This is a genomic window from Streptomyces sp. NPDC056883 (assembly GCF_042788835.1).
Lineage (GTDB): Bacteria > Actinomycetota > Actinomycetes > Streptomycetales > Streptomycetaceae > Streptomyces > Streptomyces stoeckheimensis.
The window spans coordinates 36,694-58,562 of the sequence record NZ_JBHUBS010000005.1 but is presented as its reverse complement, the minus strand read 5'-3'; the positions used below and the strand labels follow the sequence as shown (position 1 = coordinate 58,562).

Genomic DNA, 21,869 nt, shown 5'->3' with positions numbered 1-21,869 from the left:
TCCTGCACATGCTGGGTGTCACAGATCTTCCGACGTACGTCGCCGGCCTGGTGCTGATCATTTTGCTGCCGGGGCCGAACTCGCTCTACGTGCTCTCCGTCGCCGCGCGCGGCGGGGTCCGCCACGGGTACCGGGCCGCCGCCGGCGTGTTCACCGGAGACGCCGTGCTCATGACCCTGGCCGCGGTCGGCGCCGGGGCGCTGCTGCAGACCAGCCCGATCGTGTTCGGCGTCGTCAAGGTGCTCGGCGCCGGGTACCTGAGCTGGCTCGCCCTCGGCATGCTGCGGGGCGCGTGGACCATGTGGCGCGCCCGCAGCGAGCGCGCCGGGGCCGGCGAGGCCGCCCCGGACGGGCCCGAAGCCGCCGAGGCGAAGGCCGCGGACATGGAGCGGCCCTACCGGCGGGCGCTGCTGATCAGCCTGTTCAACCCGAAGGCCATCCTCTTCCTGATGTCCTTCTTCGTGCAGTTCGTGGACACCACCTACGCCTACCCGGCGCTGTCCTTCCTGCTGCTCGGCAGCCTGATGCAGATCGGCAGCTTCCTCTACCTGACCACGCTGATCTTCGGCGGGGACCGCCTGGCGGCCACGTTCCGGCGCCGCAAGCGGCTCGCCGCCGGGGCCAGCTCGGCGGCGGGCGTGGTCTTCCTGGGCTTCGCGGCGAAGCTCGCGGTGAGCTGACCCGCGAGCCGGCCTCCGATCCGACCCGACCCGTTTCGTCCGATTCGCCGTACAACCATCGGGCGGGCTCACCGGTCCCTAGATTGATCAAAGAATCGATCTCGGGGGATCAATGAAGAAGCACATCCGCGCGGTGCTCTGCGCGGCGACGGCCACGGCGGCCGTGCTGACGGTGCCGGCGGCCGCCCGGGCCGTCGCACCGTTCACACAAGGGTCCGGCGCGCGCACGGTGACCACGGCGCAGACGGAGACCACGGCGAGCAGGGCGCAGACGGGGCCCGCGGCGTCCGCGGCGCCCACGGCGTCCACGGAGAACCAGAAGGCGTTCCTCTCCTTCGACCACGTGGCGGCCGCGAACGTGGTCTCCCTCGCGTACCCGGACACGGTGGTCTCCGGCTACATCACGGTCCACGACCCCCGCACCGGCTCGACCAAGCCGTTCACGGGCGCGTTCACGGCCAGGACCGGCTCCGTCATCACGCAGCTCGCCACCGACGCGCGGGGGCGCTTCGAGTCCAGGGTCACCGTCTCCGGTGCCGAGAACGGCGACGGGGAGGACTCCTACAAGACGTCCCTCCACCTGGCGGCCGAGGCGGACGGCGCCAGGGGCGAGACGTCCGTACCGGTGCCCGTGGGGGCCGTGACCGCACGCATCGCCCTGGACTCCCCGACCCTGACCGGCCCCTACGGAACGGACGCCCGGGTCGGCGGAACCGTCACCTGGGAGTCCGCCGACGGCACGTGGCAGCCGGTACCCGCAGGAGCCGCCATCAGCGCGGGCGGGGCGACCGCCCGCACGGACGACGCCGGCCGCTTCACCGTGGTCCAGCCGTTCCGCGGGGACACCACGTGGAAGACGCAGGACAACACGCCCTGGCTGAGCACCACCAACATGAACGTCACCGTGGACACCACGGCCGGCACCGCCTTCACCGACTTCACGGCCGAGGCGGACGCGGACGAGAACGTCAAGGTCAAGGCCCGGTTCGAGCGCGGTGAGATCCCCGCCGGCGTCACCTCGCTGACGGTCGACGTGCAGTACTCGCCCGACGGCGAGACCGGCTGGACCACCCGCCGGAGCGTGGACGTCGCCACCGTGCCAGGGACCAACGCCCCGGCCCGGGTGGAGACGACGCTGCACTATCCGGGTCCGGGCTTCGTGCGGATGCAGTACGCGGGCACCCCGGACGTCCACGGCTCCGCGACCCCCGCCGTCCGGGCCGTGCGGACCCCGACGGCCGTTCCGGTCTTCAACGCCGCGCCCGGGCCGGTCGGGAAGGGCGGGCCGATCGCGGTCGCCGGGAAGCTGACCCGCCGGGAGCAGGCCTGGGAGCCCTTCGCGAGCCAGACCGTCCACTACTACTTCCGGCCGGCCGGCGAAACGGCCTGGACGCTCATGGGCTCCTCGCGGACCGACGCCGACGGGGCCTTCGCCGGGGAGTTCACGGCCGAGCGGACCGGCTTCTGGACGGCCCGGTACGCACCCGCGGACGCGACCCACTTCCAGGCGGCGAGCCGCGTGGCCGAGGTCGTGGTCACCCCGTAGCGCGCGCCGCCGGGGTGGCGCGGGGCGGTGCTGTGTGGGGCGGTGCGGTGCGCGGTCCTAGCCGACCGCCCTGCGCAGCAGCCGGGCCAGCCGGCGGGCGGCGCGGCTGCGGGGCAGGAAGGACAACTGCGCCGGGATGCCGCCGGGCAGGCCCAGGGTGGTCAGCCGGCGGCGGGTGAAGTAGCGCCAGGTGTCCGGGGTCAGGTGCGCGGTCAGCCAGCGCTCGGCCTCCGCGCGGTGCTCCGTCAGGATCCTGGGCTGCATGGTGAAGCCCACCGCCGTGAGCAGGCCCGCCAGGTCCGCCGCGACCCGCTCGGGTCCCGGCGGGGTCCAGGAGCGCACGGCCTCGGGGTCCGCGAGGTCGGGCAGCAGGGCGTCGGCCAGCACGAGCGGGACCCGGTTGCTGTTCGGGTACGGGGACAGGCGCGCGAGGACGGCCCCCGTGCCGGTCCGGGCCACCGGGAGCCCGTACAGGGTGGCGGCGGTGAGCAGTCCCGTGGAGAAGCAGCCGATGACCAGGGCCGGGCGCAGCCGCTCGTAGAGGGTCTCGGCGAGCACCGGGGTGCTCAGTACGGTGAGCCGGACGCCGAGCCGCTCGGCCTCCTCCTCCGCCCGGCGGGAGTAGGCGGCGGGGGCGCTGGGGTGGGGTTTGAAGACCAGCTCGCGGTGGCCCAGCGCGTGGGCGCCCCGGACCATCTCCACGTGCAGTTCCTCCTCCTCGGCGGCGGGCACCAGGTCGAGGGCGGAGAGGTACTGGCCCAGCAGGAGCGCGGGGGCCGCGGAGTCATGGCCGGCCGCCGGCGCCGGCATCTCGATCTCCGGCGTCTGCACCGCCGCGTCGAGCTCGCCGATGACCTTGAGGAAGGCGGCGGCCGGGATCGCCTCGGCCCGTACGCCGAACTCGGTCAGCAGCAGCGGCTCCAGGCCCGGTACGAGGTCCAGGTGCAGCACCCGCCGTACGCGCATCCCGAGCGCGGGGTCGAGGCGGAAGCGGGTGGGGCCGTAGCTCATCAGCCCGTCGGCGTAGACCTCTATGGCCGCCCCGGGGAAGAGCCGGCACAGGCTCTGGGCGGGCGGCACCTGGAGCGATTCCACGATCAGCTCGACGCGGTCGGTGCCCAGGCCCCAGGAGGCGCGCAACTGGCGTTCCCACAGCGGGACGTCCTCGGCGCGCGGGCTCCAGGTGCTGGGGTGCTGCGGGGCGATGACGGCGTTCCAGTCGAGGACCGCGTCGAAGCGGGTGCCCAGGGCGGCGAAGCCGGGCGCGGCGGTCAGGCCGGGGGTGATCTCGGCGGTGACGGAGTGGTTGCTGGTCAGCAGGATCCGGCGGCCGGCGGGCGGGAAGAGGTCCGCGTCGAGGGCGGCGGCGAGGGTGGCCGTGCCGTAGAGGGTGGAGGCCAGGAAGATCTGGGTGACGTTCACGCCGCCACCGCCGCCGTGCGCCGGCTCCGCAGCCGGCGGAGCAGGGCCGCGCGGTCGGCGTCCATCGCGTCCAGGGTCTGGTCCAGGAGCTGCTGCGGCATTCTGCCGAGTGCGGCCGTACTCATCGAGCGGAGTTTTCTGGCCACGGGCGGTTCGAACCTTTCGATGGACCCGACATGGTGCGCGATAATTGCACAATATGTTCGGACGGCCTTCGGGAGGAGAAGATCGGATTCCCGGTCGGCGGCCGTTTCCGACAGAACTTGATCGAATGCCCGAATGAAATCGAGCTGACGCTCGTCTCCGATTTGTGTCAGCGAGGTGGAAACCCCGCGACGGTAGAAGATTCCGGGCAGACCGACCGGGGCGAAGGACTCCGCCTCCCGGTGCAGCCGCCAGATCCACGGCCGGTCCTCCGCCGTCCGCAGACCGTCCGTGAAGTGCAGCAGCCCGCGGTCCAGCAGCCGCCGGTGGTACATCCCCGCCCAGGCGTACGGATAGTCCACCGAGGTCGCCCGGGCGACGGGCAGGATCGCGGAGCGCGGATCGGCCACCACCGACTCCGGCCCGTAGGGGACGCGCTGGACACTGCGCGTCCTGCCCGTGCACTGGACGTGGTCGGTGCGGACGAAATCGCAGTTCAGGGCCTCGATGGCGGCCAGAGTGCGGGCCAGGTGGCCCGGCGCCAGCCAGTCGTCCCCGTCGAGGAAGGCGATGTACTCCCCGCGGGCCGCGTCCAGACCGGTGTTGCGCGCCGTCGCCAGGCCGCCGTTGCGCTCGTGTCTGAGGTGCACGGCGCCGGGCAGCTCGCGGGCCGCCCGTTCCAGGAGCGCGGGCGTCCCGTCCGTCGAGCGGTCGTCGACGAGCAGGAACTCGAAATCGTCCCGAGCGTTGACTTCGAGGCTTTTCAGGGCATCCGGCGCATACGTCTGCACGTTGAAGAACGGCACGACAACAGAGAGCTTGAGCACTCGCGAGACATTAGAGCGCCGTTCGTCATTCACTGTGGCCCGGACGCGGATTCCATGTGAACGACGCACGGCAGGCACGTTAACCCGCACGCTTTCGCACGGAGTCGGCGGGTTGTTAACCCGCTGTTGTGCGTTCGTTGGGCCGATCACCGAAAAGCCGGAATAACTTCTGCCGGGTGCCAGCAAGCAACCGCGCGGCCCATCGGGCCGCCCTCCGTGTGGCCGTACTCGCCGATTCCGACACCCGCTGGAAATGGGGAGCGCTCACCGCGCGCCGCCTTTCCCCGGAACCGGACTCCGTCCACCTGACCGGATACCTGCTCCGCGGCCGGGCCACGCCCACCGCGCGCCAGCTCGGCGAGGTCGGGGTCAGGGCGGACCGGCTCACCGAAGTCACCTGCGCGGGATTCCTCGCCGAACTGTCGGCGCCGGAGCGCGAGCCGTACGACGTCATCGTCCTCGCGCTGGTCGGCGGCGCCGTCCAGGCCGTCCTGCACGGGGCGCGCGCCCTGTGGCCGGAGCCGGCCGCACGGCCGGCGTTCGTCACCGGGTACGTCGGAGTCGTCTACGAGAAGCTCGCCGACGGCCTGCTGCTGCGCCACGGGGCCGACCTGGTCCTCGCCAACTCCCGCCACGACGCCGGGCGGTTCCGCGCGGTCTACGAGGGAGTCGGCGCCGACGCCGGGGCCGTCGTGGAAACCGCCCTCCCCTTCCTCGCACCGGCCGACGCGCACGGGTACGAACCGGTGGGGGGCACGACCCACCGGGTGGTCTTCGCGGTCCAGCCGTCCGTCCCGGACGCCCGCGCGGACCGTGCGTACCTGCTGCGCCGCGCGGCGGAACACGCCCGGCTGCACCCCGGGCGCGAGGTGCTGATCAAACTGCGCAGCCGTCCGGGGGAGCACACCACGCACCTGGAGGAGCTCCCGTACCAGCGCCTCGCGGAGCAGCTCCCCGGTGGCCTGCCCTCCAACTGCCGTCTGGTGTACGGGAACATGGGCGAGGTCCTGGACACCACGGACCTGCTGGTCACCGTCTCCTCCACGGCGGCCCTGGAATCCCTCCACCGGGGCATCCCGACGGCCGTCCTGACCGACCTCGGCGTCCGCGAGACCCTCGGCAACCACCACTTCCTGGGCTCCGGCTGCCTGGCCTCCTGGACCCAGCTCGACGCGGGCCTGCTCCCCGAGGCCGACCCGGCCTGGCTCGCGTCCCAGGGCGTGGGCAACCCGCCGGGAACCCTACCCGGACGGGCCCCGGCCCCTGCCCCGGTCTCCGCCGCGGCGCGTGCCCCGGTCTCCGCCGCGGCGCGTGCCCCGGTCTCCGCCGCGGCGCGTGCCCCGGTCTCCGCCGCGGCGTCTGCCTCGGCCTCCGTCCCGGCCCTCGCCGACCAGTACGCCGCCGCGCAGGCCCATCTCGCGGAGCTGCTGGGCGGGGGCCCGCTCCCGCCCGTGGCGCCCTACTACACCCTGGACACCGCGCCGGGATACCTGCCCGGGATCCTGGCCAGGCACCATCTCGGCCCCGACGGGCACCCGTTGCCCGGCGCGGCCCGGAGCGGCGCCGAGGGGTCCCGGCTGCGCCGCCGGCTCCGCGCCCACCTGCGCGAAGCCGCCCGGGGCGCCTACCGCCACGGCGTCCAGCGCGTCGCGCCGGCGATCCGCCGCCTGGGGGAGCTGTGAGCCCCCGCCCGGCCCGAGCCGTCACGCGCGCCGCCGTCGCACGCGCCGCCGCGACACGCGCCGCGGCCGCCACCCGCGCCGCAGCTTCGCCCGCCGCCGCGACACGTGCCGCAGCCATGCCCGCAGCCATGCCCGCCGGTGCCGCGACCCCGCACGCCGTCGTTCCCGCCCCGGCCACCGCGGGGTCCCTCCGCGTGGCCCGCTCCGTGCCCAGGGTGCTCGCCGTGATTCCCGCGCGCGGGGGGTCCAAGGGCGTGCCCGGGAAGAACCTGGCCGACGTCGGCGGGGTGCCGCTCGTGGTCCGGGCCGTCCGGGCCTGCCTGGGGGCCGCGACCGTCACCGACGTCCTGGTGTCCACCGACTCCGAGGCCATCGGCGACGCCGCCCGCGGGGCCGGGGCCGTGGTGCTGCGGCGGCCCGCCGGGATCTCCGGGGACACCGCCACCAGCGAGGCCGCCCTGCTGCACGCGCTCGACGCCTTCGAGGAGCTGCACTCCGTCACCGTCGACGTGGTCCTCCTCGTCCAGTGCACCAGCCCCTTCGTCACCGCCTCCGACGTGGAGTCCGTCGCCGCCGCCGTCGCGTCCGGCGCCGCCGACTCCGCGCTCACCGCAGCCCCCTTCCACGGCTTCCTCTGGCGGGCGGCGCCCGACGGCTCCGGGACCGGGGTCAACCACGACACCTCGTACCGCCCCCGCCGCCAGGACCGCCCCCAGGACCTCCTGGAGACCGGCGCCGCCTACGCCATGGACGCCGCCGGATTCCGGACCGCCCGCCACCGGTTCTTCGGGCGGACCGTCCCGGTCGCCACCGACCCGGCACGGGTGCTGGAGATCGACGACCCCCACGACCTGGCCCGCGCCCGCGCCCTCGTCCCCGTACTCGCCCCCCTCGCCGCACCGGCCCGCACACCCCGCCCGGCGCCGGTCACCCCCTCGGTCCACACCCCGTCCCACACCCCAGCCCCCACCCCCACCCCAGTGCCCGCACCCCCTCGTACACCCCACGCTCCGAAGGACAGCCCTGCCATGACGGTCACCCCCGCCCCCCGCCTCCGTACCTTCGGCTCCCGCACCGCCGGACCGGGCCACCCCGTCTACGTCGTCGGCGAGATCGGCATCAACCACAACGGCGACCTCGGCAACGCCCTCGCCCTCATCGACGCCGCCGCCGAAGCCGGCTGCGACGCCGTGAAGTTCCAGAAGCGCACCCCCGAGATCTGCACCCCCCGCGACCAGTGGGACGTCGAGCGCGACACCCCCTGGGGCCGGATGACCTACATCGACTACCGCCACCGCGTGGAGTTCGGCGAGAGCGAGTACCGCGCCATCGACGAGCACTGCGCCAAGCGCGGCATCGACTGGTTCGCCTCCCCGTGGGACACCGAGGCCGTCGCCTTCCTGGAGAAGTTCGACGTCCCCGCCCACAAGGTGGCCTCCGCCTCCCTGACCGACGACGAGCTGCTGCGCGCGCTGCGCTCCACCGGCCGCACCGTCGTCCTCTCCACCGGCATGTCCACCCCGAAGCAGATCCGGCACGCGGTGGAGGTGCTCGGCAGCGACAACATCCTGCTCTGCCACGCCACTTCGACGTACCCGGCCAAGGCCGAGGAGCTCAACCTGCGGGTCATCAACACCCTGCGGGAGGAGTACCCGAACGTCCCGATCGGCTACTCCGGCCACGAGACGGGCCTGCAGACCACCCTGGCCGCCGTGGCCCTCGGCGCCGCCTTCGTGGAACGCCACATCACCCTCGACCGCGCGATGTGGGGCTCCGACCAGGCCGCCTCCGTCGAGCCGGGCGGCCTGACCCGCCTGGTCCGCGACATCCGCACCATCGAGACCGCGCTGGGCGACGGAGTCAAGCGCGTCTACGCGTCCGAGCTCGGCCCGATGAAGAAGCTCCGCCGCGTCCAGGGGGAGCTCGCCGCGGTCTGATTTTTTGACGCGCCCCTCGCACCGCTCGGCCCTGGCGGGCCTCCCGGGCTTCGGGGCGCTGCGCCGGACTCCGTCCGGCGTCCCATCGGCCGCAGCCGCACCGTTCCCCTCCACCCTCCGACGAGGAGCACCTGGTGACCCGCTCAGCCCCCGCCCCGACCCTGGCGTTCGTCGAAAGCCCGGTCCAGCTCCTCAACGTCCTGGAGTGGGCGCACGCCCGGGGCGCCGGCCGGCTCCTCGGAGCCGTCCCGAGCCAGCCGGCCCGCGGCGGCGGGACCGGTCCCGGTCCGGCCGGGGAGGCCGCGGAGGCAGCGGCGGCCGCGCCGGCTGCCGCGCAGAACCTGCGGATCGTGGTGCTCCCGCCCACCGACCCCATGTCCCGGGGGCAGCTGCGCCGGATGGCGGGGCTGGCCCGGGACGAGGGGCACGAGGTGCGCTGGCAGGAGGCCCGCGGCGGCCGGTTCACGCCGGTCAAGGCCTTCGCCGCGCTCGCGCGGGAGGTGCGGGCGGCCGAGCGGGTCGTGATAGGGGATCCGTTCTCCCGCTACGTGCAGCTCCTGCTCACGCTCGTCCGGGCCGAGGAGCTCGTCGTGGTCGACGACGGCACCGCGACCATGGAGTTCGTCGCCCAGACGGCCCGCGGCGAGCGCCTCGTGCGCTGGCACCGGGTCGGCGGCGGAGGCCTCCCGGGCCGGCTGCGCGAGCTGGCGTACGCGCCGGTCTCGGCGACGGCCCGGCGGCGGTTCACCCCGGGGCCGGACGGCCGCCGCCGCGTCGAGGTGTTCAGCTCGATGCCGGTCACCGCGCACAGCGGGATGACCGTCCGGCTCAACGACTTCGCGTGGACCCGGGCCCGTTTCGGCCCGCCCCGGCTGACCAAGGGCACCGACCTGGTCGGGACCTCGCTGGTGGAGACCGGCGTGGTCGACCCGGACCGCTATCTGGAGGCGGTGCGCGCCCTGACCCTGGAACACGGCGCGACCCGCTACTTCGCCCACCGCCGGGAATCCCCGGAGAAGCTGCGCGCCCTGAGCGAGGCGACGGGGCTGGAGATCGTACGTCCGGACCTGCCGCTGGAGCTGATCGCCCGGCGGGGCCCGGTCGGCCGGACGATCGTCAGCTTTCCGTCCACAGTCGTCCACACCCTGCCCTACGCACTGATCGGCACCGGCGTGACCGTGGCCGTATGCGATGTCGATCCGAGCTGGCTCACCCCGTCGGCCTCGGAGCGGGCCCGCGGTTTCCTCGCCGGAGTCACCGACACCGCCCGTGATGTGCACAGACTTCCTGCTCAGACGGCTCCGGCGGCCGGATGAGTGCATGAGTGAGCGCGCGAGTTTACCCGCGCCTTCATCCGGTCATGCGTCCAGAGGCCGGGTTTCTTTCCCCTAACGGCATGAACTTTTGGTGATCTCCAGCCAGTTGACCCATGGGTGGGCCTACCCTTAAACGGGTGAACCAGTTGATGTCCCGCGAGTCCCAGACCGCCCTGCCCGGCACGCCCGACCGGCCCGAGCTGCCCGGCAAGCTTCCGGACCACCTGCGTGCCGAACTGATCGCCTTCCGCCGGGACTTGCACATGCATCCCGAGCTAGGACACCAGGAGTTCCGCACCACGGCGGCGATCAAGGCCCGGCTGGAGAAAGCCGGCCTGCGCCCGAGGGTGCTGAAGTCGGGCACCGGGCTCATCTGTGACGTCGGCACCTGGGACGGCGTACGTCCGATGCTGGCCCTGCGCGCGGACATCGACGCCCTGCCCATCCCGGATGCCAAGACGCACGTCTCGTACCGCTCCACCGTCCCGGACCGCGCCCACGCCTGCGGACACGACGTGCACACCACCGTGGTGCTCGGCGCGGGCCTGGTCCTCGCCGAGCTCGACCGTCGGGGCGAGCTGCCCCGGCCGGTGCGGCTGCTCTTCCAGCCCGCCGAGGAGGTGCTGCCCGGCGGCGCCACCGAGGCCATCGACTCCGGGGTGCTGGACGGCGTGGGCAAGATCATCGCCCTGCACTGCGACCCCCGGGTCGACGCCGGCCGCATCGGCCTGCGCACCGGGCCCATCACCTCGGCCTGCGACCGGCTGGAGGTCACCCTCGAAGGCCCCGGCGGGCACACGGCCCGTCCGCACCTGACCACCGACCTGGTGACCGCGGCCGCCCGGCTCGCCCTCGACCTGCCGGCGCTGCTGACCAAGCGGATGGACGCCCGCTCGGGCATGTCGGTCACCTGGGGCCGGATCGAGGCCGGGCACGCCTGCAACGTCATCCCGATGCACGCGGAACTGTCCGGAACCGTTCGGTGCCTGGACCTGGCCTCCTGGCACGAGGCCCCCGACCAGATCCACGCGATCATCGACGAGATCGCCTCGATGCACCGGGCCAAGTCGGAGATCACCTACGTGCGCGGGGTGCCTCCGGTCGTCAACGATCCGGTGATCACCGAACTGCTGCGCGAGGCGATGAGCGCCCGGCGCGGGGCCGACTCGGTCGAGGACACCGAGCAGAGCCTGGGCGGCGAGGACTTCTCCTGGTACCTGGAGCACGTCCCCGGAGCCATGGCACGCCTGGGCGTCCGTACGCCGGGGGACACGGCGAAGCGGGATCTGCACCGGGGTGATTTCGACGTCGACGAGACCGCGATCGGGGTCGGCGTGGAGTTCTTCACGGCCGCCGCCCTGCTCGACGGCAAGCCGCTCGAAGGGCGACGCGCCAGGCTCGCGGGGTCGGCCGGGTAGAAGTTCTTACAACATCGGCGGTTGTTCCGGCGGACGCGTCCAGCCCTTGGTACACATGGGTCGGGCGCGTCGGCTGTTACTGATCGGTCACTGTCTGGTTCACGACGATCCGATAACGACTCATGAACGGGCCTTTAACTGACATCTACGCGCGTTACGATCTCGGCGAAACCAGCGCCGGTCGTGGCGCTTCGGTCAGGTTTTGAAGGAGCCTCCCCTTGCGCCGGATCACCAGGATCGCCACCGTGGGCCTCGCGTCCGCCGCGCTGGCCCTCTCGGCCACCGCCTGCGGTGGTAAGAAGTCCTCCGACTCGTCTTCCTCCGCGTCCTCCTCCTCGGAGAAGTCCGCCGCCATCGCGTACGACATCGGTGGCCGCGGCGACCAGTCGTTCAACGACGCCGCCTACGAGGGTCTGCACAAGGCCGAGACGGACCTCAAGATCAAGGGCGCCCAGGCGGAGCCCACCGACGGCGAGGGCGAGGCCGACAAGGTCCAGCGCCTCACCGAGCTGGCCCGCAAGGGCAACAACCCGGTCATCGGCGTCGGCTTCGCCTACGCGCCGGCCATCAAGAAGGTCGCCGAGAAGTTCCCGGACACCACCTTCGGCATCATCGACGACACCTCGGTGCAGGCGAAGAACATCGCCAACCTCGTCTTCAACGAGGAGCAGGGCTCCTACCTGGCCGGCGTCGCCGCCGCCAAGGCGTCCAAGACCGGCACGGTCGGCTTCATCGGCGGTGTCGAGGTTCCGCTGATCAAGAAGTTCGAGGCCGGCTTCGCGCAGGGCGTCAAGGACACCAACCCGAACGCCAAGGTGCTCGTCCAGTACCTGACGCAGCCGCCGAACTTCGACGGCTTCGCCAAGCCCGACCTGGGCAAGGCCGCCGCCGAGGGTCAGCTCGACAAGGGCGCCGACGTGATCTACTCGGCCGCCGGTCTGGCCGGCTCCGGTGCCATCGAGGCCGCGTCCGCCAAGGGCAAGTGGTCCATCGGCGTCGACTCGGACCAGTACAACCAGGCCGGTCTGGCGAAGTACAAGGACTTCATCCTGACCTCGGTCACCAAGGACGTCTCCGACTCGGTCTACAACCTGATCAAGTCGGTCCAGGACGGCAAGCCGGAGTCCGGTGAGGTCCGCTACGGCCTGGATAAGGACGGCGTCGGCCTGGCCGACTCCAACCCGAAGTACAAGGAGATGACCGACCTCGTCGCCGCGGTCGACAAGGCGAAGGCCGACATCATCGCCAAGAAGATCGAGGTCAAGACCGCGCCGTAAGGCCTGGTCCGACCCGCTGTACACGTGATACCCGGGGTCCGGGAAGCGGTCTCATCGCTCCCGGGCCCCGGCCCGTGTCACGTGGTTTGATGTGATCTTGTGGCCGGTTGGCCGCAAGTTTTCACTTTCGACAGTGCTACGCGCGTAGAAGCATCGTGGACGCGATACTTTCTCCCCCCGCCCTGTCCCCTCCCTGTCTTCGCTCCTTCCGCGCCAAGGAGAGTGCGTCATCAACGCGTCCAGCCCGCCCCCCGCCGTAGAACTGCACGGCATCACCAAGCGCTTCCCCGGCGTCGTCGCCAACAAGGACATCGCGATCACCGTCCGCAAGGGCACGGTCCACGCCCTGATCGGTGAGAACGGCGCCGGCAAGTCGACGCTGATGAAGATCCTCTACGGCATGCAGAAGCCGGACGAGGGCACCATCGCCATCGACGGGGAGCAGGTCTCCTTCAGCAGCCCCGGCGATGCCATCGCCCGCGGTATCGGCATGGTGCACCAGCACTTCATGCTGGCCGACAACCTCACCGTCCTGGAGAACGTGGTCCTCGGCGGCGAGAAGCTCTACGGCATCGGCGCGAAGGCCCGTAAGAAGATCAAGGAGATCTCGGACGCGTACGGCCTCGGCGTGCGTCCCGACGCCCTGGTCGAGGACCTCGGCGTCGCCGACCGCCAGCGCGTGGAGATCCTCAAGGTCCTCTACCGCGGCGCGAAGATCCTCATCCTCGACGAGCCGACCGCGGTCCTGGTGCCGCAGGAGGTCGACGCGCTCTTCGACAACCTGCGCGAGCTCAAGTCCGAGGGCCTGACCGTCATCTTCATCTCGCACAAGCTGGGCGAGGTCCTGAAGGTCGCCGACGACATCACCGTCATCCGGCGCGGCACCACGGTCGGCACCGCCGACCCGCGGACCGCCACGACCAAGCAGCTCGCCGAGCTGATGGTCGGCTCCGAGCTGCCCTCCCCGGAGACCCGCGAGTCCACGGTGACCACCGTCCCGATGCTCCGGGTAGAGCGGCTGACCGTCGCCGAGGGCGGCGCGCCCGTCGTCACGGAGGACACCGCGCGCACGCCGGGCCTGCCGGACGCCAACCTGCGCGAGGCCCCGGTCGCCGGACGCCTGCTGCTCGACGGGATCAGCCTCACGATCCACAAGGGCGAGATCCTCGGCATCGCGGGCGTCGAGGGCAACGGCCAGACCGAGCTGATCGAGGCCCTGATGGGCATGCTGACCCCCGACGCGGGCGTCATCACCCTCGACGGCAAGGACATCACCAAGTCCCCGGTGCGCAAGCGCCGCGAGGGCGGCATCGGCTACATCCCCGAGGACCGCCACCGGCACGGTCTGCTGCTGGAAGCTCCCCTCTGGGAGAACCGCATCCTCGGCCACGTCACCGAAGCCCCCAACTCCAAGCGCGGCATCATCGACCCGAAGGCCGCCCGCAAGGACACCGAGCGGATCGTGCGCGAGTACGACGTCCGCACGCCCGGCATCGAGGTCACGGCGGCCTCGCTCTCCGGCGGCAACCAGCAGAAGCTGATCGTCGGCCGCGAGATGAGCCACAACCCGAAGTTCCTCATCGCCGCCCACCCCACCCGCGGTGTGGACGTCGGTGCGCAGGCGCAGATCTGGGACGCGATCCGCGAGGCCCGCCGCGAAGGCCTGGCGGTCCTGCTGATCTCCGCCGACCTGGACGAGCTCATCGGCCTGTCCGACACCCTGCGCGTCATCTACCGCGGCCGCCTGGTCGCGGACGCAGACCCCGCGACCGTGACCCCGGAAGAGCTCGGCACCGCCATGACGGGCGCCGCTTCCGGGAACCTGGACGCCACCGACAACCGCTCCGACGCCGGCACGGATGCCCGTACCGACTCCCCGGAGGACGAGGCCCGATGAAGAAACTCGACAAGGACCGGCTGCTCCTCGGCTTCGCCGGGCCCGCGCTCGCGCTGGTCACCGCCTTCCTGCTGACCATGATCGTCCTGGCGGCGACGGGTGTGGACCCGATCGAACCGCTGCGGCTCATGGTGGAGAACGCGGGCTACGAGGACGTCCAGGTCCTCATCGTCAACCAGGCCGGTACGTACTACCTGGCGGCCCTGGCCGTGGCCGTCGGCTTCCGGATGAACCTCTTCAACATCGGCGTCGACGGCCAGTACCGGCTCGCGGCGATGCTGTCGGCGGTCGTCGGCGCGGCGGTCTCGCTGCCCGGCCCGCTGCACATCCTGCTGATCGTGATCGTCGCCATGCTGGTCGGTGCCTTCTGGGCCGGCATCGCGGGCATCCTGAAGGCCAAGCGCGGAGTCAGCGAGGTCGTCTCCACGATCATGCTGAACGCGATCGCCACCAGCCTGATCGCCTGGCTGATCCTGCCGAAGAACCTCGGCGTCCAGCCGGCGGGCTCCAACGACCTGACCACCGGCGAGATCGCGAAGTCGGGCTGGTTCCCGGCGATCTCCCTCGGTGACGGCCTGGAGATCTACGGCTTCACCTTCATCGCCTTCGCACTGGGCGCGGTCTACTGGTTCGTCCTGAACCGCACCCGCTTCGGCTTCGACCTGCGCGCCACCGGCGCCAGCGAGTCCGCCGCGCAGGCCTCCGGTGTGGACGCCAAGAAGATGATCATCACCTCGATGCTCATCTCCGGCGCCGTCGCCGGTCTCGCCGGCATGCCGGTGCTGCTGGGCGAGAGCCACACGTACAGCCTGTCCTTCCCGGTCGGTGTCGGCTTCACCGGCATCACCATCGCGCTGCTGGGCCGCAACAGCCCCGTCGGCATCTTCTTCGCCGCGTTCCTGATGGCCTTCATCGACAAGGCCTCGGCCTCGCTCGACACGGCCGGGTACGCGAAGGAGATCGGCACGATCATGAAGGGCCTGATCGTGATCGCGGTCGTCGTCTCCTACGAGCTCGTCCGCCGTTACGGGATCCGACGCCAGCAGCAGAAGGTCGGCGAGGAGCTGGCCGCGGGCCACGCCATTCCGACCGAGAAGGAGGTCTCGGCGTGAGCACCAGCACCGTTTCCGCGACCAGCGCCGCACCCAAGAAGCAGGGCGGACGCACCAAGCTCACCCTCCCGTGGATCATGCTGATCGTCGCGGGCGGCCTCGCGCTGATCTCGCTGGTCCGCGTGATCAGCGGCGCGGACGACCTGACCTCCATCGGCCAGGTCTCCGGAGCGCTCTCCCTCGCCGTGCCGATCGGCCTCGCCGGCCTCGGCGGCCTGTGGGCCGAGCGCGCGGGCGTCGTCAACATCGGCCTCGAAGGCATGATGATCCTCGGCACCTGGTTCGGTGCCTGGGCCGGCTACCAGTGGGGCCCCTGGACCGGCGTGATCGCCGGCCTGATCGGCGGCGCCATCGGCGGCCTGCTGCACGCGATCATCACGGTCACCTTCAACGTGAACCACATCGTCTCCGGTGTGGCCATCAACATCCTGGCGCTGGGCTTCACCCAGTACCTGTCGAACTTCACGTTCGCCGAGGCGCCGGGCGGCTCCTCCAAGCAGTCCCCGCGCGTCGAGCCCATCTACGAGATCACCGTGCCGGGGCTGTCGGACTGGATGACGAGCCTCCAGGGCAAGCACTGGTTCTTCATCTCGGACCTCGCGGGCCTCGTCGGCGGCCTGGTCACCGGCCTGTCGCTGCTGACCGTCGTCGCCCTGCTGCTGATCCCCGGCACCTGGTGGGTACTGTGGCGCACCACCTTCGGCCTGCGCCTGCGCTCCTGCGGCGAGAACCCCGTCGCCGCCGAATCCCTCGGCGTCAACGTCTACAAGTACAAGTACATCGCCGTGATCGTCTCGGGTGCCCTCGCGGGCCTGGGCGGCGCGTTCCTGTCGATCGTGGCCAGCCCGATCTACCAGGAGGGCCAGACCGGCGGCCGCGGCTACATCGGCCTCGCCGCGATGATCTTCGGCAACTGGATGCCGGGCGGCATGGCGCTGGGCGCCGGCCTGTTCGGCTTCACCGACAGCCTCAAGCTGCGCGGCGGCGCCGAGAACGTCCACGCGATGCTGCTGCTGATCGCGATCCTGCTCGTCCTGGTCGTCGCCTGGCAGCTCTACAAGAAGCGCTACGTCCCGGCCGGCGTCTCGGCGGTCTTCGCCGTGCTGCTGTTCCTCTGGTACGCGCTGACGGACCAGGTGCCCAGCCAGTTCGTGGACGCCGCCCCGTACCTGACCACGCTGCTGGTGCTCGCGCTGTCCGCGCAGCGCCTGCGGATGCCGAAGGCGGACGGCATGCCGTACCGCAAGGGCCAGGGCAAGTGACGGCCGCTCCCGACTGGGAGGCCCTGCGCGAGGCCGCCCGGGAGGCCATGTCCCGGGCGTACGCCCCGTACTCCGGCTTCCCGGTCGGCGTCGCGGCGCTGGTCGACGACGGCCGCACCGTCGTCGGCTGCAACGTGGAGAACGCCAGCTACGGGCTCGGCCTGTGCGCCGAGTGCGGGCTGGTCTCCTCCCTCCAGGCCACGGGCGGCGGCCGCCTCACGCACTTCACGTGCGTGGACGGCAAGGGCGAGATCCTCGTCCCCTGCGGTCGCTGCCGCCAGCTCCTCTTCGAGTTCGGCGGCGCCGAGCTCCAGGTGGAGACGCCGGAAGGCGTCCTGCCGCTCTCCGCGATGCTGCCGCAGGCCTTCGGGCCGGACCACCTGAGATAGCCGCGGCGACGGCCCTCCGCCCTGCCGGGCGGGGGGCCGTCTCCCTTGGCCCTCCCGCCAACCCCTCTCCTCTCTCTATGCGCGTAGAAGGAAGCACTTCCATGGACGTCATCTCCGTCATCCGCACCAAGCGCGACCGCGGTGAACTGAGCCCCGAGCAGATCGACTGGGTCATCGACGCGTACACGCGCGGAGTGGTCGCCGACGAGCAGATGTCGGCGCTGGCGATGGCCATCCTGCTCAACGGCATGAACCGCACCGAGATCGCCCGCTGGACCGCCGCGATGATCGCCAGCGGTGAGCGGATGAACTTCGACTCCCTCTCCCGCCCGACCGCGGACAAGCACTCCACCGGCGGCGTCGGCGACAAGATCACCCTGCCGCTGGCCCCGCTCGTCGCCGCCTGCGGCGCGGCCGTACCGCAGCTCTCGGGCCGCGGCCTCGGCCACACCGGCGGCACCCTGGACAAGCTGGAATCCATCCCCGGATGGCGCGCCCTGCTCTCCAACGAGGAGATGCTGCACGTCCTGGACACCACCGGCGCCGTCATCTGCGCCGCCGGCGACGGCCTGGCCCCGGCCGACAAGAAGCTCTACGCGCTGCGCGACGTGACCGGCACCGTCGAGGCGATCCCGCTGATCGCCTCCTCGATCATGTCCAAGAAGATCGCCGAGGGCACCGGCTCCCTCGTCCTGGACGTGAAGGTCGGCACCGGCGCCTTCATGAAGAACATCGAGGACGCGCGCGAGCTGGCCCGCACCATGGTGGGCCTGGGCACGGACAGCGGGGTCAAGACGGTCGCCCTGCTCACCGACATGTCCACCCCGCTCGGCCTCACCGCCGGCAACGCCCTGGAGATCCGCGAATCGGTCGAGGTCCTGGCGGGCGGCGGCCCCTCCGACGTGGTCGAGCTGACCCTCGCCCTGGCCCGGGAGATGCTGGACGCCGCGGGCATCAAGGACGCCGACCCGGCGAAGGCCCTGGCCGACGGCTCCGCGATGGACGTGTGGCGCCGGATGATCGCGGCCCAGGGCGGCGACCCGGACGCGGCGCTGCCCGTCGCGCGGGACCAGCACGTGGTCACGGCCCCGTCCTCGGGCGTGCTGACGCGGCTGGACGCGTACGGGGTGGGCGTGGGCGCGTGGCGCCTGGGCGCCGGCCGCGCGCGCAAGGAGGACCCGGTCCAGGCGGGCGCGGGCATCGAGCTGCACGCGAAGCCGGGCGACACGGTCACGGCGGGCCAGCCGCTGATGACCCTGCACACCGACACCCCGGAGAAGTTCGACTACGCCCTGGCGGCGCTGGACGGCTCCTTCGACATCGCCGCGGCGGGCACGTCCTTCTCGGCGACCCCGATCGTGCTGGACCGCATCGCCTGATCCACACCCCCCGATCCCGTCGGCGCGGCTCCCCGTCCGGAGCCGCGCCGGCGCCTTTTCTCGGGCTTTTCGCGGGCCTTCTCTCGGGCCTGTCGCGGGCTTTTCGCGGACCTACGGGTCACAGCCCGGGCAGGGCCTCCCCGGGCTCCGGCTCGCGCCGGTGCTCCAGCCAGTACAGGTAGCCGCGCAGGTAGGCCTCCAGGCCGTCGTCGATGTGCGCGACGAAGTCCCGGTGTCCCTGCGCGTGCGCGCGGTAGAAGCCGGAGTACTCGTCCGTCTCGTCCCACGCGGCCCACTCCGCGCCGGTCTCCACGGCCCACTCGCGCACCCGGCCCCGGTCCCGCCACCAGTCGCGTACGCCCTCGACCGTCCAGTGGTCGTCGCCGTCCATGGCGTAGCCGTTGTAGAGCTCCCAGCCGACGCCGTCGAGCAGGGTCTCGGTCTCCCCCTCGTTCACCGGCTGGCGGAAGACGAACTCGTAGCCGCCGTCGTAGGCGATGTGCGCCGGTGCCCAGTCCCGGCTCAGCATCAGGCTGTCGGTGTCCGCGCCGTAGAACGGGCCGGGGACGTTGCGCCAGTTCCGATCGGCCCAGACCCCCTTGAACATGGGCGATCCGAAATGGGCGAAGCGCGAGCCCTCGGGCGGGGCGAGGCGCCGGGCGGTGGGCACCGGATCCCAGTAGCCAGTGGTCATCTGATCATTCTGCGCGGGCGCCGATGAGTTCCGGAAGGCGCGACGGTCATCACCTCGTGAAGAGCGAACGACTCGTACTGCCCGGACCCGCCCCGAACCGACAGGACGCGGCACTGCTGTGCGCGCGGCTGGCCCGGCTCTACGACGGCGGGGCGACCGCGGTCGTGTGCGAGGCCGGGGCCGTCACCGCGCCGGGCCTCGCCGCCGTCGAGGCCCTGGCCCGGCTCCGGCTGACGGCCGCCGGCCGGCCCCTGCGGGTCACCGGGGCCGGACCGGCCTTACGCGCCCTGCTGCACCTCGTAGGACTCGTCGAGCTGCTCGGGGAGCCCGAAGAGCGGGAACCACCGGGCGGTGTCCAGGAAGGCGTTGAGCCCGACGATCTTCCCGTCTGAGACTTCCAGGACCTGGAGCGCCCACGGGGTCCAGCCCGGCTGCCCGTCCTCGCGCGGCCGGTACTGGCCGAAGGCCGGCATGCCGTTGGCCGTCGTCGGGAGCAGCCGCGAGCCCTTGCAGCCGATGCCCTGGTTGAGGTGCCAGGCCGCGATGTCCTCGTGGCCCCGGAGCCACAGGTCGAACGGCGGCATCGACAGCACGGCGTCCTCGTGGAGCAGGGTGGTCAGCCGGGAGATGTCGTAGGCCTCGAAGGCGGCGAGGTACTGCTCCAGCAGCTTGACCTGGTCGGTGTCCAGCGGGTCCGCGGACTCGCTCTCCCGGATCCGACTCGCGGCGAGGGTCGCGCGGGCCCGCTGCAGCGCGCTGTTCACCGACGCGACGGTGGTGTCCAGCAGGGTGGCCACCTCGTCGGCCTTCCAGGCCAGCACCTCGCGCAGGATCAGCACGGCCCGCTGCTTGGCCGGCAGGTGCTGGAGCGCGGCGACGAACGCGAGCCGTACGGACTCCTTGGCCAGCGCCATCTCCGCCGGGTCCGCGGTCTGCGGCAGCACCCGCCCGTCGGGCACCGGCTCCAGCCAGGTCACCTCGGGCCGCTCGTTGAGCACGGCGGACGCCTGGTGCTGCGGAGCACTGAGATCCATCGGCCGGGCCCGCTTGTTCCCCGCGTTCAGCAGGTCCAGACACACATTGGTGGCGATCCGGTACAACCACGACCGCAGGGAGGACCGCCCCTCGAACTTCTCGAAGCTCCGCCAGGCACGGATGTACGTGTCCTGCACCGCATCCTCGGCATCGAAGGCCGACCCGAGCATGCGGTAGCAGTACCCCGTGAGCTCGACCCGATACCGGTCGAGCGCCGCGTCGAGCTCCGGTGCGAGGTCGGTGGCTTCGGTCATGTCCCTTGATCCCCCTGGGTAGTTCCCGGTCCTTCGGAACCTACCCGAGCCCTCTGACAACCGCAGCCCGGCACGCGGCCGGACCCGCGCGGCGGACCGTTTCCCTACGCTCGGTACACGGGGGGCTGCGGCATGTCAGAGCTCGGCTTCGAGCGGAGCCTCGTACGCGGGGACGGTCCACCGCAGTACGGCCTCGCCCGCCCGGTCCTGCAACGTGACCGGGTACACCTGCCCGTGCGCCCGCTCGCCCCGGTGCCGCTCGGAGTGGTCCCCGGGGTCCCAGCCGAGGCCGAGCACCCGGCAGCCGCCGACCTCGATGTCCCCGGCCAGCACCGGGTGGCCCCAGCCTGCGCGCCGGGCGCGGTGGTAGTCGGTGTGGGGGTCCACGGACACGACCAGGCCGTTGCCCGGCCCCGTTCGGACCCAGTCCTCGATCCGCGCCGCCAGGGCCGCTGCCTCGGCCAGCGGGAGGTCGAGGAAGCCGTGGGGGCCGGAGCCTCCGGGATGCGTGTGGACCGGCTCGCCGCCGAACATCACCCGGGCCTCCTCCTTGTACCGGCCCCAGTACATGAGGTCGGCCAGCCCGTCCACGGACTCGCCGCTCAGCCCCTCGAAGCGGTCCAGCGCCAGGGCGTCGCCCAGGACCATGCCGCAGCGGTCGACCGGGAGGTCGCCGAGGGGGACCGGGCCGGGACCGTGCGCCGCGTGGTCCCAGGGGAGGCCGAGGGATATCTCCAGGACCGAGATCACCGGCTCGCCGTCGAAGGGGGAGGGGGCGGTGCGGGCCCGGACCGGCAGCGGACGGTCGGCGGCGGCCGGGACGGCCACGGCCTCGTAGCCCCACGGCTCGGGCCCGGCGGCCCCGCCGTCGTGGAGGTGGCCGCCGCCCGTCGCCGCGAGCGCGGAGGCACGCTCCGAGCGGGGCGGGTCACCGGCCGGCCGGTGGTCGATCCAGCCGCCCTTGCCCAGCAGGAGCACCCCCGAGGGGGCGTCGACCGTGCCGAGGGGCAGCTCCGGGCGTTCCGGGAGGGGCCACGACGTCGGGGGGTGGAAGTCGCACCAGGTGCCGTCGAAGGGGTAGGCGGCCGTGTCGATGAGGTGGGTGACGCGGACGCCCTCCGCGCGGATGGCGGCGGCCTCGGCCGCGGTCCAGTACACCGGGTGGCCCGTCTTCGCGGCGAAGGACTCCTCGTCCTTCCACTCCCACGCGCGGTCCGGCGCCACCGTGATGTCGAGTTCCTGGTCGGTCACGTGGACGTCCGCGCCGTCCATGCTGCGGACCCGGGATTCGAGGTTCACGTACCAGCTGCGGAATTCCTGCTCCGGCGTGAAGCTCCACCACACCGCGTGCCCCGCCCCGGCCGGCTGCAGGATCAGTGCGCCCCCGTGCCGCCACCGGTCGGCCCGCAGCGGGTAGGAGCCCTCCGGCGGCAGGTCCCGCAGGTGGGTGCCGGGCGGGATGGTGGCGCGCCAGAGCGGGGTGCGCGGGGCCACCCACAGCAGCAGGCCGTCGTCGCCCGACTCCACCACGCGCGCCGGAATGATCATGCTGACCGTGCTGCCGAGTATGAGGTGAACGTTGATGACTGTGGACATGA

18 protein-coding genes and 1 pseudogene are annotated in these 21,869 nt (G+C 72.1%); 14 read left to right on the top strand and 5 right to left on the bottom strand.

Annotated elements, in window-relative coordinates; genetic code table 11:
- Nucleotides 1–8: 8 nt before the first annotated feature.
- Together leuE and ACFRU2_RS14870 are read left to right on the top strand one after the other, a co-directional pair.
- On the top strand, nucleotides 9–680 hold the full coding sequence (gene leuE, locus ACFRU2_RS14875) for a leucine efflux protein LeuE (protein WP_382971992.1): 672 nt from the start codon (nucleotides 9–11) through the stop codon (nucleotides 678–680).
- Between the two features lie 112 nt (nucleotides 681–792).
- Nucleotides 793–2,226 (top strand): hypothetical protein, encoded by a 1,434-nt coding sequence (locus ACFRU2_RS14870; RefSeq protein WP_382971990.1) that lies wholly within the window; start codon nucleotides 793–795, stop codon nucleotides 2,224–2,226.
- A 57-nt stretch (nucleotides 2,227–2,283) separates the two neighbouring features.
- On the opposite strand, the gene ACFRU2_RS14865 is transcribed toward ACFRU2_RS14870, so the two are convergent.
- Both ACFRU2_RS14865 and ACFRU2_RS14860 read right to left on the bottom strand, forming a co-directional pair.
- Nucleotides 2,284–3,648, bottom strand: coding sequence for a polysialyltransferase family glycosyltransferase (locus ACFRU2_RS14865; protein ID WP_382971988.1), 1,365 nt, complete (start codon nucleotides 3,646–3,648; stop codon nucleotides 2,284–2,286).
- On the bottom strand, nucleotides 3,645–4,619 hold the full coding sequence (locus tag ACFRU2_RS14860) for a glycosyltransferase family 2 protein (protein WP_382971987.1): 975 nt from the start codon (nucleotides 4,617–4,619) through the stop codon (nucleotides 3,645–3,647). Before ACFRU2_RS14860 ends, ACFRU2_RS14865 begins: the two co-directional genes overlap by 4 nt.
- A 176-nt stretch (nucleotides 4,620–4,795) precedes the next feature.
- Here ACFRU2_RS14860 and ACFRU2_RS14855 point away from each other — a divergent pair, with 176 nt between their 5' ends.
- From ACFRU2_RS14855 to ACFRU2_RS14805, 11 genes and pseudogenes are all read left to right on the top strand, one after another.
- On the top strand, nucleotides 4,796–6,301 hold the full coding sequence (locus tag ACFRU2_RS14855) for a DUF6716 putative glycosyltransferase (RefSeq protein ID WP_382971985.1): 1,506 nt from the start codon (nucleotides 4,796–4,798) through the stop codon (nucleotides 6,299–6,301).
- 116 nt (nucleotides 6,302–6,417) lie between these two features.
- Nucleotides 6,418–6,879, top strand: a pseudogene (locus ACFRU2_RS14850) (cytidylyltransferase domain-containing protein); the annotation flags it as partial.
- Between the two features lie 450 nt (nucleotides 6,880–7,329).
- Complete coding sequence (locus ACFRU2_RS14845) at nucleotides 7,330–8,238, top strand: N-acetylneuraminate synthase family protein (RefSeq protein WP_382972549.1); 909 nt, start codon at nucleotides 7,330–7,332, stop codon at nucleotides 8,236–8,238.
- Nucleotides 8,239–8,372: 134 nt separating this feature from the next.
- Nucleotides 8,373–9,554 carry a hypothetical protein gene (locus ACFRU2_RS14840; RefSeq protein WP_382971984.1) on the top strand — a complete coding sequence of 394 codons (1,182 nt, stop codon included), beginning with the start codon at nucleotides 8,373–8,375 and terminating at the stop codon, nucleotides 9,552–9,554.
- 149 nt (nucleotides 9,555–9,703) lie between these two features.
- Nucleotides 9,704–10,972 (top strand): M20 family metallopeptidase, encoded by a 1,269-nt coding sequence (locus tag ACFRU2_RS14835; RefSeq protein WP_382972547.1) that lies wholly within the window; start codon nucleotides 9,704–9,706, stop codon nucleotides 10,970–10,972.
- A gap of 218 nt (nucleotides 10,973–11,190) precedes the next feature.
- Complete coding sequence (locus ACFRU2_RS14830; protein ID WP_351438277.1) at nucleotides 11,191–12,249, top strand: BMP family ABC transporter substrate-binding protein; 1,059 nt, start codon at nucleotides 11,191–11,193, stop codon at nucleotides 12,247–12,249.
- Nucleotides 12,250–12,511: 262 nt separating this feature from the next.
- Nucleotides 12,512–14,146, top strand: coding sequence for an ABC transporter ATP-binding protein (locus ACFRU2_RS14825; RefSeq protein WP_382972545.1), 1,635 nt, complete (start codon nucleotides 12,512–12,514; stop codon nucleotides 14,144–14,146).
- On the top strand, nucleotides 14,143–15,258 hold the full coding sequence (locus ACFRU2_RS14820) for an ABC transporter permease (RefSeq protein WP_382971982.1): 1,116 nt from the start codon (nucleotides 14,143–14,145) through the stop codon (nucleotides 15,256–15,258). Before ACFRU2_RS14825 ends, ACFRU2_RS14820 begins: the two co-directional genes overlap by 4 nt.
- Nucleotides 15,255–16,520 (top strand): ABC transporter permease, encoded by a 1,266-nt coding sequence (locus tag ACFRU2_RS14815; protein WP_382971980.1) that lies wholly within the window; start codon nucleotides 15,255–15,257, stop codon nucleotides 16,518–16,520. The genes ACFRU2_RS14820 and ACFRU2_RS14815 overlap by 4 nt, the downstream gene beginning before the upstream one ends.
- Nucleotides 16,517–16,909 (top strand): cytidine deaminase, encoded by a 393-nt coding sequence (locus ACFRU2_RS14810; RefSeq protein WP_243333749.1) that lies wholly within the window; start codon nucleotides 16,517–16,519, stop codon nucleotides 16,907–16,909. The genes ACFRU2_RS14815 and ACFRU2_RS14810 overlap by 4 nt, the downstream gene beginning before the upstream one ends.
- A gap of 101 nt (nucleotides 16,910–17,010) precedes the next feature.
- The gene (locus ACFRU2_RS14805) at nucleotides 17,011–18,288 is read left to right on the top strand and encodes a thymidine phosphorylase (protein WP_382971978.1); all 1,278 of its coding nucleotides are present in this window, start codon (nucleotides 17,011–17,013) and stop codon (nucleotides 18,286–18,288) included.
- Between the two features lie 118 nt (nucleotides 18,289–18,406).
- Here ACFRU2_RS14805 and ACFRU2_RS14800 read toward each other — a convergent pair whose 3' ends face one another.
- Entirely contained in the window at nucleotides 18,407–18,982 is a 576-nt protein-coding gene (locus ACFRU2_RS14800; protein ID WP_382971976.1) for a ferredoxin, read from the bottom strand.
- A 56-nt stretch (nucleotides 18,983–19,038) separates the two neighbouring features.
- Between ACFRU2_RS14800 and ACFRU2_RS14795 the strand changes: the two genes are divergently transcribed.
- Nucleotides 19,039–19,374 (top strand): STAS domain-containing protein, encoded by a 336-nt coding sequence (locus tag ACFRU2_RS14795; protein WP_382971975.1) that lies wholly within the window; start codon nucleotides 19,039–19,041, stop codon nucleotides 19,372–19,374.
- Here ACFRU2_RS14795 and ACFRU2_RS14790 read toward each other — a convergent pair.
- Nucleotides 19,261–20,271: a sigma-70 family RNA polymerase sigma factor gene (locus tag ACFRU2_RS14790; protein ID WP_382971973.1), complete on the bottom strand. Its 1,011-nt coding sequence runs from the start codon at nucleotides 20,269–20,271 to the stop codon at nucleotides 19,261–19,263. The genes ACFRU2_RS14795 and ACFRU2_RS14790 overlap by 114 nt on opposite strands.
- A gap of 135 nt (nucleotides 20,272–20,406) precedes the next feature.
- Complete coding sequence (locus tag ACFRU2_RS14785; RefSeq protein ID WP_382971971.1) at nucleotides 20,407–21,867, bottom strand: DUF402 domain-containing protein; 1,461 nt, start codon at nucleotides 21,865–21,867, stop codon at nucleotides 20,407–20,409.
- Between the last annotated feature and the right edge of the window lie 2 nt (nucleotides 21,868–21,869).

What these genes read in the sequence shown, in the direction of transcription:
- ACFRU2_RS14835 (WP_382972547.1), top strand. Translation starts at nt 9,704, where the DNA reads ATGTCCCGCGAGTCCCAGACCGCCCTGCCCGGCACGCCCGACCGGCCC.
- ACFRU2_RS14845 (WP_382972549.1), top strand. Translation starts at nt 7,330, where the DNA reads ATGACGGTCACCCCCGCCCCCCGCCTCCGTACCTTCGGCTCCCGCACC.
- ACFRU2_RS14785 (WP_382971971.1), bottom strand. Translation starts at nt 21,867, where the DNA reads ATGTCCACAGTCATCAACGTTCACCTCATACTCGGCAGCACGGTCAGC.
- ACFRU2_RS14800 (WP_382971976.1), bottom strand. Translation starts at nt 18,982, where the DNA reads ATGACCACTGGCTACTGGGATCCGGTGCCCACCGCCCGGCGCCTCGCC.
- ACFRU2_RS14790 (WP_382971973.1), bottom strand. Translation starts at nt 20,271, where the DNA reads ATGACCGAAGCCACCGACCTCGCACCGGAGCTCGACGCGGCGCTCGAC.
- ACFRU2_RS14870 (WP_382971990.1), top strand. Translation starts at nt 793, where the DNA reads ATGAAGAAGCACATCCGCGCGGTGCTCTGCGCGGCGACGGCCACGGCG.
- ACFRU2_RS14805 (WP_382971978.1), top strand. Translation starts at nt 17,011, where the DNA reads ATGGACGTCATCTCCGTCATCCGCACCAAGCGCGACCGCGGTGAACTG.
- leuE (WP_382971992.1), top strand. Translation starts at nt 9, where the DNA reads ATGCTGGGTGTCACAGATCTTCCGACGTACGTCGCCGGCCTGGTGCTG.
- ACFRU2_RS14820 (WP_382971982.1), top strand. Translation starts at nt 14,143, where the DNA reads ATGAAGAAACTCGACAAGGACCGGCTGCTCCTCGGCTTCGCCGGGCCC.